Source organism: Microbacterium sp. AZCO (genome assembly GCF_039614715.1).
In the GTDB taxonomy this organism is placed as follows: domain Bacteria; phylum Actinomycetota; class Actinomycetes; order Actinomycetales; family Microbacteriaceae; genus Microbacterium.
Map to the genome: position 1 here is coordinate 2,495,320 of NZ_CP154857.1, position 12,054 is coordinate 2,507,373.

A 12,054-nucleotide genomic window follows, 5' to 3' on the forward strand; every position below is an offset into this window, starting at 1 on the left:
AGGGCTCCTCAGCTCGTCGGAGGGACCGCGCTCAGCCGAGCTCGGCCAGCACCCGACGAACGATGACGTCGGTCGCGAGCCCGTACCGTTCGTGGAGCGTGGGCAGCGCGCCGGCATCGAGGAACTGATCGGGCAGCGCGACCGGCACGACGCGTCGCCCCACCCCGCGGTGCACGAGCGCCGACGCCACGGTCTCGAACAGTCCGCCGATCACCGTGTGGTTCTCGAGCGTGACCGCGAGGCGAGGCGTGTCGAGTTCGCGGACGACGGTGTCTTCGTCGAAGGGCTTGATCGTCGGCGCGTGCACGACGGCGACGTCGACCTTGTGCGCCGCGAGCGCCTCGGCCGCCTGGAGCGCCCGCATGGTCATGAGCCCGCTCGAGACGAAGACGACGTCGGCGCCGGGACGGACCACCTTGGCCTTGCCGAGCTCGAAGGAGTAGTCGTACTCGTCGAGCACGGTGGGGACGTTGCCGCGCAGCAGGCGCAGATACGTCGGTCCGTCGGATGCCGCGAGCTGAGGCACGGCCTGCTCGATGTCGAGCGAGTCGCACGGGTCGACGATCGTGAGGTTCGGCATCCCCCGGAAGATCGCGACGTCCTCCGTCGCCTGGTGGCTCGGGCCGTATCCCGTCGTGAGACCGGGGAGCCCACCGACGATGTTGACGTTGAGGTTCGGCTCGGCGATGTCGAGGCAGATGAAGTCGTACGCGCGACGGGCCGCGAACACGGAGTAGGTGGAGGCGAACGGGACGAGTCCCGTCTCGGCGAAGCCGGCCGCGGCGCCGAAGAGCAGCTGCTCCGCCATCCCCATCTGGAAGAAGCGCTCCGGATGGGCGGCGCGGAAGATGTGCATGTCGGTGTACTTGGCGAGGTCCGCCGAGAGGCCGACGATGCGCGGATCCTGCTCGGCGAGGGCGGCGAGGGCGTGCCCGAACGGCGCGGGGGCGGTCTTCTGGCCTGGGTCGGCGAACGATGCGATCATCGCCGAGGTCTTCAGCTTCGGTTTGGTGGTCGAGGTCATCATCGTCCTCCTTCGTATCCGGCGATGAGCTGCTCACGGCAGATCGCCCATTCGTGCTCGTCGATGCGCATGAAGTGGTTCTTCTCGCGCTGCTCCAGCAGCGGCACGCCGCGTCCGACGCGGGTGTCGCACAAGATGACGTGGGGCGCCCCGACGGCTTCGCGGTCGCCGACCGCGTCGAGCGCCTCGACGAGCGCTGTCGGATCGTTGCCGTCGACACGCTGGGTGTGCCATCCGAACGATGCCCACTTGTCCTCGGCGGGCTCCAGGCGAAGGACGGAGTCCGTCGGCCCATCCGCCTGAAGGGCGTTCATGTCGACGACCGCGACGAGATTTCCGAGACGATGGGATGCTGCGCCCAGCGCCGCCTCCCACGTCGACCCCTCGTTGAGCTCGCCGTCGGACAGGAAGTTGACCACCCGCGAATCGGAGCCCTGGTAGCGCAGCCCGAGCGCGATGCCCACCGCCACGGTGAGCCCGTGACCGAGGCTCCCGCCGGAGATCTCCATTCCGGGCGTGTAGCTGGCCATGCCCGACATGGGCAGGCGGGAGTCGTCCGACCCGTACGTGTCGAGCTCCTCCAGGGGGATGATGCCGGCCTCGGCGAGCGCTGCGTACAGGCCGATCGCGTAGTGGCCGGTCGAGAGCAGCATTCTGTCGCGGTCGTCCCAATGCGGGTCGTCAGGACGGAATCGCAGGTAGTCCCGATAGAGGGCTGCGAGCAGGTCGGCGGCGCCGAGCGCTTGGCCGACGTATCCCTGCCCTTGCACCTCCCCCATCGCCAACGCGTTGAGGCGGATTCGCTGCGCGCTCTCGCGCACCGCTTTCGTGCGGTCGGAGACGCTCGTCGTGGTCGCGGTTGTCATCATCGACTCCTGTGCTCGTCGTCGTTTCAGTGCAGGTGGCTGCCGCCGTTGATGTCGATCGTCGTTCCCTGCAGGTAGGAGGCTTCGTCGCTGGAGAGGAAGACGATCACGTCGGCGATCTCGTCAGTGGTCGCCGTGCGTCCGATCGGGATGTCGCGGACGATCGCGGCCTCGATCTCGTCGGTGGTGCCGACGCGGATGTTGGTGTCGACGGCGCCCGGCGCCACGGCATTGACCGTGACGCCCGACGAGCCCAGCTCGCGCGCGAGCGCCTTCGTGAAGCCGAGGATCGCCGCCTTCGCGGCCGAGTAGGGCACGCGGCCGAAGACGCCGCCGCCGCGCTGGGCGGACACGGATGACATGTTGACGATCCGCCCGTGACCGCGGTCGAGCAGCCCAGGGAGGAATGCCTTGGTGACAAGGTAGGTGCCCGTCGCATTGACGGCGAAGACCTTGTTCCACAGGGCGAGGTCGGTTTCGAGGAAGGGCACCGGTGAGGTGATGCCCGCGATGTTGGCGAGTGCATCGACGGCAGGGAGGCGGCCCCCGTCCACTTCCGCCTGGACGGCTCGCTGCGCCGCGGTGACGGACGCCTCGTCGGCGACGTCGATCTGAGCGCCGAACGCCGGGACGTCGAACTCCTCGCCGATCCGGGCGCCGACCTGGGCTGCCGCCTCCCCGTCGAGGTCGAGGATCGCGATCGCCCATCCCTTGCGGGCGAACGACCGGGCGGTCGCCTGGCCGATGCCGCGCTCAGCGGCGGCGCCGGTGATGACGGCGGTCTTCGTGCTGCTCATGTCCTGCTCCTTCGTGCCGCTCCTTCGCGGTGCGGTCAACGATAGACGGTTCTGTCCGACAGTTCAAGTGTTTTATTGTCCGACTGTTGACAATGAATCGGAACGAGGCAATACTCGCCGTACCGGCCCCGATGCGGGTCGACCACAATGACGTGAGAAAGGCACGATGATGAGCGAAGCAACCCTTGACATGAGGGGACCCGTTCTGGGCACGGCCCAGAAGCGCAGGGTCGCAGTGGGGTCCGGCGTCGGAGCGGTCATCGAGACGTACGACTTCATCGGGTTCGGAACGGCCGCCGCACTCTATTTCGGAACGGCGTTCTTCCCCGGCAGCGATCCCCTGACCGGAACTCTGCTCTCTTTCGCCACCCTCGGCGTGGGCTTCGCCGCGCGGCCGATCGGCGGCATCATCGGCGGCCACCTGGGCGACCGGGTCGGCCGCAAGCCCGTCCTCGTCGCGTCGCTGATCATCATGGGCCTGGCGACGTTCGTGATCGGCCTCCTGCCCACCTATGCCATGGTCGGCATCGTCGCGCCGATCCTCCTCGTGACGGTGCGGATCATCCAGGGCCTCGCATTCGGCGCCGAATGGGGCGGCGCGATCCTCATGACCTACGAGCACGCGCCATGGCGACGCAAGGGCGGCTTCACCGGCATCGTCCAGGCCGGCTTCCCCGTCGGGCTGCTCCTCGCCAACCTGGTCTTCCTCGGCAGCGTCCATCTCCCGGGCGATTGGGCCTGGCGCATCCCGTTCCTCGCGAGCATCGTCCTCGTCATCGTCGGGCTCGTCATCCGCGCGAAGGTTCCGGAGTCCCCCGTCTTCGAAGACGTCAAGACCCAGGGCATCGTCCTCAAGGCGCCGATCGTCGAGGTCATCAAGACCGACTGGCGCAACATCCTCCGCGGCATCGGGCTGCGTGTCGCCGAGACCGCCGGCTACGCCGTCTCGGTCACGTACCTCATCTCCTACCTCAACACGACGAAGATCACCGAGACGTGGCAGACCCTCACGGCGCTGTGCATCGCCGCCGCGATCGGCATCTTCGCGACGTGGGGATGGGCGCGTCTCACAGACTTCGTCGGCCGCCGTCCCCTTTACCTCGCGGTCACCGCCGCGGGCGTGCTCTGGGGCTTCCTGATGTTCCTCGGCGTGAACACCGCGATCTTCGGAGTCGTGATCGTGGTCATCGTGCTCTCCTACGCGGTGTTCCAGAACGCCCTCGCCGGCGCGCAGGGCGCGTGGTTCCCCGAGCTCTTCAACGCCAACACCCGCACGTCGGGAGCATCGCTCGCCTACCAGATCTCGGCGATGGTCTCCGGTTTCACACCGTTCATCACGACTCTCCTGTTCGCCTCCTTCGGATGGGTCGGTCCCGCAGCCCTGTTCTCGCTGTACGCCCTCATCGGACTCATCTCGGCACTCGTCACGCAGGAGACGTGGACGAAGGATCAGCGCGCCGCGGCCGCTCGCGCCGCAGCACGTGAGGAAGCCCGGGAGACGGCATCCGTCTGACGGTCACTGCGGCGGACGTGGTGCGCGGGGGTCTCGCGCACCACGTCCGTACAATCGGGGTGGACGAAGGAGTGGAATGACCGACGGCACAGCCATCCTCGGACTTCAGCGGATGACGCTCCGCGAGCAGGCGATCGTCGCGCTCCGCCAGGCGATCACCACGGGTGAACTCGCCCCGGGCGCCCACGTCTCGGAGGTCGAGATGTCCACTCGCCTCGGCATCAGCCGCGGCACCCTCCGCGAAGCGATGCGCGTGCTCCAGAACGAAGGCCTCCTCACCGCATCCTCGCGCGGCCGACTGCTGGTGAGGCAGATGTCGCAGCGGGAGCTGCTCGACCTCTTCAAAGTCCGCGCCGCCCTCGAGGCTCTCGCGGCGCGCACGGTGGCCGAGGGAGATGACCTCGACACGGCCGCCGACGCCCTCCGAGCCGCTGTCGACGGCATGGCGCGTGCGGAAGGCCCGCCCTGGGAGCCGCGCATGCACGCGGACATGGACTTCCACCGGACGCTCTGCGCACTGAGCGGCAACGAGACCCTGATCCGTGCGTGGGAGGCCCTCGCAGGCTCGATCCAGATGTCGATCGTCGCCTCCGGTGTCGAGCGCGCGGTGACGAACATGGACGTCGACCGCCACCTCGAGATCGTGGATGCCGTCGCAAGCGGCGATGGCGACCGGGCTGCGGCGAGCGTGGTCGAACACATGGACCGCGCAGTCCACGTCCTGACGGACTGACGGAGCCTGGCTCCCGACCGGTTCGACCCCGCGCTGACGACGGGGTCCTCGTCCATCACCCGAGAGTGAGTATCGGCGCGCGGCCGGCAACGCAGCCGCCGAAAGCCGGGATCCGGGAATCGACGTTGTCAGGTTGGCGGCGTGCCTCACTCTGACTGAGTCGTGCCGACCTCGTGGTCGGCCCTGTCGACGAGCCAGCCCGTCAGACCGAAGAAGCCGACCCAGATCACGGCTGAGACGACGACAGCACTGACCGTGATCAAGAGCGCTGTGCGACCATCGCGCGTCTTCGGAAGAACGGCCATACGGCCAACGTAGCCTGACGTGTCCGCGCCGTCATGAGCGCGGCCGTCAGCGCGCGTCGAAGAGCCCCAAAGGTTACCGCGCCACCCCATGATCGGTCGGTCAGCGGTCGAGTCGGGTCGGTCACTCAGCGATGCGGCGGATCGATCGATCGCTGAGGAGCGCGTTGTCTCGTAGCGGCTCGGCTGATGGTCAGTGTCCCCGGTCGTCAGTGATCTTCACGGATATGTAGGCTCCGTCGCCCCAGGTGAAGGTCACCCGCTGATCGGGTCGCATGTCGCGCGGCCGCTGGTGGTCGGGGACCTTGTCATAGGCGAGCGACATCGCGAGCGCTCCGTCAGCCGCTGCGCCGCGGGGACGGCACTTCGATTCGATCGTGGACCCGTTGGTCAGCAGCAGGCAGTACTGCCGTTCTCGCCCGCGTGATGTCCCCGCTGCCGAGAGCGTCCATCCGTAGTGGACGCCGAGGGGTTGAACCCACGTCGGCGCGCCGTCGGCGAGGAGCACGGGCATACCGGACCGCGGCGAGATGTCGATGAAATCACCGCTGCGACCATCGACAGTGAGGGCGATGATCACGTCCTCGGTTGCCGTGAGATCGGTCGTCGCGGGCGTCGCGGTCGGTGAAGGAATCGCCGCGTCCACGAAGGTCGGGCCAGGCGCCGTCTGCAGGTCACCGAGCGCGCCGAAGGCGAGCGCCAGAAGCGCGACCGAGGCGACGAGGCCGAGGATCAGACGACGGCGGGGCCCCGGCCGGCCGGGCGCACGCCCGGGAACCGTGCGGCGCGCATGAGTGACGGCATCCCGTGCCGGCCGTCCAGGCGTCCAGGAACCGGATGCGGCAATCCCGACCCGCGGAACGCCCGCCGTCGAAGCCCGCACCGGCACTGGCTGCGCCCGAGCCGCGATGGCGAGCTGTTCGAGCTCGGCAAGACGCTCCAGCCCCACTGAGTCGCCGGCGAGGTCCGCGTCCCGGTCATAGGCCCGGCGGCGCAAGGCCGCGAGTTCGGCGCGGGCAGCGGCATCCATCAGCCGATCCCACCCGCGCAATGCTCGCCCCGTGAACTCGCCACGCACCCACGTTACGCCGCGACCGCAGCGACAAGGGCGGAGTCCGGGTACGAGGAAAGCGCCCCACAAGGGGGCGCTTTCCTCGTAGCAGGAGCGGGGCTTGGCCACTGGGCTGCTCCACACGCGGCTGCGCCGCGCGCGGAGCCTCTCGCCCAGCGGGACCGCCCGCGGGCGGATTCAAGACGACCACTCCGGATACGAAAGAAGCGCCCCACGAGGGGGCGCTTCTTTCGTAGCAGGAGCGGGGCTTGAACCCGCGACCTCACGATTATGAGTCGTGCGCTCTCACCAACTGAGCTACCCTGCCGCAGGCATCCATCGGTCACGGAGTGGATGCTGCGAGCCCCGAGTCAGGATTGAACTGACGACCCCTTCCTTACCATGGAAGTGCTCTGCCACTGAGCTATCGGGGCGTGCCACCCGCGAGCGGGCAACTAGACGAGGATACCAGAGCCGCGGCATCCTTCTTAATCGAGGCGGCCCTTCCGGGTCACTCGTGGTCGAGGCTCTCGCGACCCGCGTGCGAGCGCAGCCACGCGATCGGGTCGATCGCGGTCGTGCCGTTCTGCAGGATCTCGAAGTGCGTGTGAGCGCCGAAGGAGTGACCGGTGTTCCCGGTGTGGCCGAGGACCGTCCCCGCCTCGACGTGCTGGCCTTCGGTCACCTGGATCGAGCCGGCGAGCATGTGGGCGTAGCGGCTCGAGACGAGCTGGCCGTCGATGATGTGGTCGATGACGACCTCGACGCCGTAGCCTCCACCGCTGCTGGTCGCCGTGCGTACCGTACCCGCAGCGATCGCCTGGATGTCGGCGCCCTGGCCGGGCACGAAGTCGGCACCCTCGTGCATGCGGCCAGACCGCATGCCGAAGCCGAACGTGATCGGCACGCCGACGGCGAAGGGCCACTGGATGGCGGCGTTCGGGTCGTTGACGTAGAAGTCGGAGTAGTTGGTAATGCCGTCTTCCGCGGCGATCTCCCCCATCGACACCGTCGTGTAGTTCTCGGTGCGGTCGAGCGCATCGGTCTGGATGTCACCGGGGGCGACGTAGGCCTGGATGTCCTCGGGGTCGACGGCGACGTCGGTTCCCTGGAACGCCACGAGCGAGGTCGTGTCACCCGAGACCGCTGCGACGGCGTCGGCGGGGGTCGTCATCCCGACCGTGATGAGACCCACGATTCCCATGACGCCGACCGAGAAGGACGCGGTCGCGAGCTGACGTCCGACGCGACGCCTGCGCGGCGCAACGTGCGCAACGGGCTCGTCGGCGGTCGGCGACGACGCCGGCGCGGAAGCCTCTTCGGCCTCGGGCTCGTCGGCGGAATTCTGGATCGGCGTCTCGCCCGTGAAGGAGAACAGCCGGGCCGCGCGCTCGAACTCGTCGATGTCGGATGCCTCGGGCTGCTCCGCGTTCGAGAGGGCCGGCTCGGCCTCGGGCGCCACGATCTCCTCCGGCGCGACCTCGAGGAGCTCGAACGGCTCGGCGGGCGTGAGCACGGGCTCGACGGGAACGAGGGGCTGCGGCTCGACGGCCGCGGCAGCGGCCGCTGCTGCCCAGGCGATCGCGGCGGCGGGGACGACGGACTCCGCGTCCTCAGGGGTGATGGGCCGGGGCGCGGAGCGCACGCGACGACCGGGTCGGCTGGAGAGCCCCTCGGTCGCCGACGGAGCGGGAGCGGGAAGGGATGCCTCGACCGCAGACGCCCCCTGCTCGGTCCGAGACTCGGCCTCGATGAGAGGCCCTGCCTCGACGAGAGGCTCGGCCTCGGCGACGACCATGGACTCTACGACGGCGGAGGCCTCGTGCGCCGGAGCGACGGTCGGCTCGGCGGCGGGGGGCGCCGTCCACACGGTCCGCTGCGCACCCGTCGCCGACGCGCGCCGCGCGCGGTGATGCCTGCGGCTCAGCGACGGCTCGGCGGTCTCCGGGGTCGCCTGGGCGGGCGTGGCGGAGGATCGGCTGGATCGGCGCGTAGGCGCAGAGTCAGCCAGCGAGGCATCGAAGGGCAAAACGCAGGGCTCTCAGGTCGAGTCGCTCGGTGGAACAACGGGGACGGACGTCGGGCTCTTATCACCACGCCATTCGGGCGGCGTTGGTAACGATCGGATAAACACTACCCCAGCAGTGCTGTCAAGACGGTGCACTCCACAGGCTGTGACCTGATATATCGTGCGCCACTCCCGCCGAAAACCGCGTGGTTATCGGCATTGCGGGTCAGTCGGCCGCAAGGCTGAGAATTTTCTCATAGAGCGCGGGGGCGGCGGCGACGAAGAGGGCCCGTCCCTGCTCGTCGGCGGGCAGTCCTCCGACCATTCCGCCGGCCTCGGTCACGAGCAGCGCACCCGCGGCGTGGTCCCAGGGGGCGAGGCCGCGCTCGAAGTAGGCGTCGAGCCGCCCCGAGGCGACGAACGCGAAGTCGAGCGACGCCGCGCCGATGCGGCGCACGTCGCGAGCGAGCGGCATGACGCGGGCGAGCCTCGCGAGATCGCCGGCGTGCGTCTCGGGGCGGTACCCGAAGCCCGTGGCGACGAGGGCGCCCGCGCTGGAGGGCTCGGCATTCACGGCGAGACGCGTGTCGCCGAGCCAGGCTCCCTCACCGCGCTCGGCGTGGAAGAGCTCGCCCGAGGCGGGGTTGAAGACGGCCGCGGCGAGCGCCTGCCACAGTCCGGGCACCGGCTCGCCGGCGACGGCGGCGATGCTGACGGCATACGAAGGGATGCCGTAGGCGTAGTTCACTGTGCCGTCGATCGGGTCGACGACCCACGTGATGTCGGTGTCCCCCCGCTCCGCACCGGACTCCTCGCCGAGGAACCCGTCATCGGGACGAGCCGCGTGGAGCCGCTCGCGGATCAGCTGCTCGACCTCGCGATCGGCCTCCGTGACGATGTCGGCGAGCGCGGACTTCGTGGCCGCTATCGCGACTCCCTCGCTTCGCCGGCGCCGCGCCAGCTCGCCCGCCTCCTGCGCGATCTCCCGTGCGATGGACTCGAGTTCGTGTGCGAGCGGCATGCCTCCACGCTATCGTCGCGGGGTCGTCGGCGGCGGGGGTTAGCGTGGCTCCGTGAGCACGCGCATCCACGACGCCGTGATCGTCGGCGGCGGGCACAACGCCCTCGTCGCCGCGGCGTATCTGGCCCGAGCCGGCAGAAGCGTCGTCGTGCTCGAGCGCCTCGACCGCGTGGGTGGCGCCGCGGTCTCGGAGCGTCCCTGGCCCGGAGTGGACGCTCGGCTGTCGCGCTACTCCTACCTCGTGAGTCTCCTGCCGCGACGCATCATCGACGATCTCGGACTGCGGATCGACCTGCGCCGGCGCCGGTTCTCGTCGTACACCCCCGACCCGGGCGACCCGCGCCGCGGCATCCTGATCGATACGGCAGACCCCGCCGCAACGCGTGCGAGCTTCCTGCGCACGCTCGGCGATGAGGCCGAGGCATCCCGGTTCGCGGCCTTCTGCAAACGGCTTGCTCCCGTCGCGCGGGCGATCTTCCCGTCGATGACGGCACCGCTCCCCCACGCCGGTGAGCTGAAAGCGCGCATCGGCGACGACGGCCTCTGGTCGGCGCTCGTCCACGAACCGCTCGGACGCCTCCTGCGCGCGTCGCTGGACAGCGACCTCGCCCGCGGCATCGCGCTGACCGACGCCCTGATCGGCACCTTCTCGCACGCCGACGACGAGAGCCTGCGCCAGAACCGCTGCTTCCTCTACCACGTGATCGGCGGCGGAACCGGCGATTGGGACGTGCCGGTCGGAGGCATGGGACGCGTCACGGCGGAGCTCGAGAGGGCGGCTCGGGATGCCGGGGCGCACCTGCGCACCGGCATCGACGTGACGGCCATCACGCCGGACGGTGAGGTCACGGTCGAGGGCGGCGAGAAGCTGCACGGCCGGCTCGTCCTGAGCGGCGTCGGGTCATCCGTGCTCCGCGGACTGCTCGGTGAGACCGCGTCCGACGCCGCCGATCGACCCGAAGGAGCCCAGCTCAAGGTGAACATGCTTCTGCAGCGTCTGCCCCGCCTCCGCGATCCGTCGGTGGCGCCCGAGGCGGCCTTCGCCGGCACGTTCCACGTCAACGAGACGCTCACGCAGCTCGACGCGGCATTCCGCACGGCCGCCGGGCGCGGCATCCCGAATCCCCTTCCCGAGGAGATCTACTGCCACTCGCTCACCGATCCCTCGATCCTCGGTCCCGAGCTGCGCGCATCGGGCGCCCAGACGCTCACCCTCTTCGGACTGCAGACCCCGCACCGCCTCCTCGAAGGACGGGATCGGGATGCCGCCCGCGCCGAGCTGCTGCGGGCGGCACAGGCGAGCCTCGACGCGGTGCTCGCGGAACCGCTCGACGGGTGCCTGTACGAGGCGCCCGACGGGTCGCCGTGCATCGAGGCGCGGACGACGGCGGATCTCGAGGAGTCGCTGGGGATGACGGGCGGCGACATCTTCCACGGCCCCCTGTCCTGGCCATGGGCGGACGAGGACGAGCCCCTCGACGGGCCCGCCCGGCGCTGGGGTGTGGCGACGGCGAATGACCGCATACTGCTCGCCGGCTCGGCCGCGCGGAGGGGCGGCGCCGTCAGCGGACTCGGCGGGCACAACGCCGCGATGGCCGCGCTCGAGCTGCTCGACGGCTGATCCCGGAGCGCGTACCCGCCGCCACCCGCGGCGGGTCACGGCGACGACCCGCGGCGGGTCAGGACGGGGCCGGCGGCTCAGGACCGGGGCGGCAGCGGAGGCGGGGGCGGGTACCCCTCATAGCCCGGTGCCGCGTGCCCCTGCTCCGGATGCGGAGCGGCGGGCGGCCAGCCCGGCTGATGCGGGGCTCCCGGCGGTTGCACCGGCGCGTGCGGAGCGACCGGCGCGATCGCCTGCGAGACCGTCGAGGGATAGCCCGTGTAGTACGGGTTCCAGTCGGGACTCCCGTCGGGCATGACCGGGAGCGGGGTCACGCCGTCGGCGTAGGTGGGCCACGGCTGCAGAGCAGCGGCGGGCGCCTGGCGAACCGGGCGCTTGGGTCCGAAGAGCGCGTTGACGAGCGGGACGAGGGCCGTGCCGACCGCCGCGAGGATCGCGATCGCGACGACGAGCCGCCAGTACAGCGAGGGAAGGTCGAGGTACTCGGAGAACGTCAGCGGAATGACGAGCATGAACGCCAGCACGACGACGAGGCCGATCGTGACGAACGTCACGACCTGCGTGAAGGGCGTCACGAAGCGGAGGTGCGCCTTCACCATGAGCCGCGTGTGGAGGAGCGCGAGCTGCAGGACGAGGACGATCAGCAGGAACGCCACGAACCGCTCGACGCCCGACGGGTAGTAGTAGGAGGAGTACGGGGTGGGCAGCCAGATCAGGATGGCTCCCGCGAGGAGGATCAGCACCCACGTGATCATGCTCGCGAGGGCGAACCACGCCGGCCGCCGTGGGGCGAGCCGCGCGTCGAGGAGAGCCGCACCGGCGAACGCCGCGAGCAGCAGGATCGTGAGGAAGGCGCGCCCGACGATGTCGTTGTCGGTGCCCACGAGCACCCACACGACGCAGACGACGGCGGCCACGACGAGCGCGGCGATGGCCACCCACAGCGCGACGCGGATGAGGGTCGAATCGGATGCGGCGCGCTGCGGACGCTCGGGCACGGTCATCGTGGTCCCCACTCTCTGCGGGCCCCCGCCCGCACGCCCATCCTGGCACGCGGCACCACCCGCCCGACAGGAGCGTCGGATAGCGCCTAACCGCGGCGAGAAATGAGAAAAGCC

At 69.9% G+C, this 12,054-nt stretch carries 11 protein-coding genes and 2 tRNA genes; 3 read left to right on the plus strand and 10 right to left on the minus strand.

The genetic code is table 11. The features are described 5' to 3' along the window. Positions 1-31: 31 nt before the first annotated feature. Genes AAIB33_RS11670 through AAIB33_RS11680 form a run of 3 tightly spaced genes read right to left on the minus strand, consistent with a single transcriptional unit; the run spans position 32 to position 2,687 of the window. Positions 32-1,027, minus strand: coding sequence for a transketolase C-terminal domain-containing protein (locus AAIB33_RS11670; RefSeq protein WP_345800130.1), 996 nt, complete (start codon positions 1,025-1,027; stop codon positions 32-34). Further along, positions 1,024-1,890, minus strand: a complete 867-nt coding sequence (locus AAIB33_RS11675; protein ID WP_345800131.1) for a transketolase — start codon at positions 1,888-1,890, stop codon at positions 1,024-1,026. Before AAIB33_RS11675 ends, AAIB33_RS11670 begins: the two co-directional genes overlap by 4 nt. Before the next feature lie 26 nt (positions 1,891-1,916). Then, positions 1,917-2,687, minus strand: coding sequence for an SDR family NAD(P)-dependent oxidoreductase (locus tag AAIB33_RS11680; protein WP_345800132.1), 771 nt, complete (start codon positions 2,685-2,687; stop codon positions 1,917-1,919). Between the two features lie 169 nt (positions 2,688-2,856). Here AAIB33_RS11680 and AAIB33_RS11685 point away from each other — a divergent pair, with 169 nt between their 5' ends. Both AAIB33_RS11685 and AAIB33_RS11690 read left to right on the plus strand, forming a co-directional pair. After that, entirely contained in the window at positions 2,857-4,200 is a 1,344-nt protein-coding gene (locus AAIB33_RS11685) for an MFS transporter (protein WP_345800133.1), read from the plus strand. Between the two features lie 76 nt (positions 4,201-4,276). Beyond that, complete coding sequence (locus AAIB33_RS11690; RefSeq protein ID WP_345800134.1) at positions 4,277-4,933, plus strand: GntR family transcriptional regulator; 657 nt, start codon at positions 4,277-4,279, stop codon at positions 4,931-4,933. A 146-nt stretch (positions 4,934-5,079) separates the two neighbouring features. On the opposite strand, the gene AAIB33_RS11695 is transcribed toward AAIB33_RS11690, so the two are convergent. From AAIB33_RS11695 to AAIB33_RS11720, 6 genes are all read right to left on the minus strand, one after another. After that, positions 5,080-5,238: a hypothetical protein gene (locus AAIB33_RS11695; protein WP_345800135.1), complete on the minus strand. Its 159-nt coding sequence runs from the start codon at positions 5,236-5,238 to the stop codon at positions 5,080-5,082. A 190-nt stretch (positions 5,239-5,428) separates the two neighbouring features. Further along, positions 5,429-6,265 carry a hypothetical protein gene (locus tag AAIB33_RS11700; protein WP_345800136.1) on the minus strand — a complete coding sequence of 279 codons (837 nt, stop codon included), beginning with the start codon at positions 6,263-6,265 and terminating at the stop codon, positions 5,429-5,431. 275 nt (positions 6,266-6,540) lie between these two features. Then, positions 6,541-6,614: transfer RNA gene (locus AAIB33_RS11705), tRNA-Met, on the minus strand. Between the two features lie 34 nt (positions 6,615-6,648). Next, a tRNA-Thr gene (locus AAIB33_RS11710) sits at positions 6,649-6,720 on the minus strand. Between the two features lie 77 nt (positions 6,721-6,797). Then, on the minus strand, positions 6,798-8,156 hold the full coding sequence (locus tag AAIB33_RS11715; protein WP_345800137.1) for a peptidoglycan DD-metalloendopeptidase family protein: 1,359 nt from the start codon (positions 8,154-8,156) through the stop codon (positions 6,798-6,800). Between the two features lie 364 nt (positions 8,157-8,520). Further along, complete coding sequence (locus AAIB33_RS11720; protein ID WP_345800138.1) at positions 8,521-9,315, minus strand: inositol monophosphatase family protein; 795 nt, start codon at positions 9,313-9,315, stop codon at positions 8,521-8,523. A 52-nt stretch (positions 9,316-9,367) separates the two neighbouring features. Between AAIB33_RS11720 and AAIB33_RS11725 the strand changes: the two genes are divergently transcribed. Continuing rightward, a complete protein-coding gene (locus AAIB33_RS11725) occupies positions 9,368-10,936 on the plus strand; it encodes an NAD(P)/FAD-dependent oxidoreductase (RefSeq protein WP_345800139.1) in 1,569 nt (522 codons plus the stop codon). A 77-nt stretch (positions 10,937-11,013) separates the two neighbouring features. Here the strand turns inward: AAIB33_RS11725 and AAIB33_RS11730 are convergent, their stop codons facing one another. Continuing rightward, positions 11,014-11,940: a hypothetical protein gene (locus tag AAIB33_RS11730; protein WP_345800140.1), complete on the minus strand. Its 927-nt coding sequence runs from the start codon at positions 11,938-11,940 to the stop codon at positions 11,014-11,016. Between the last annotated feature and the right edge of the window lie 114 nt (positions 11,941-12,054).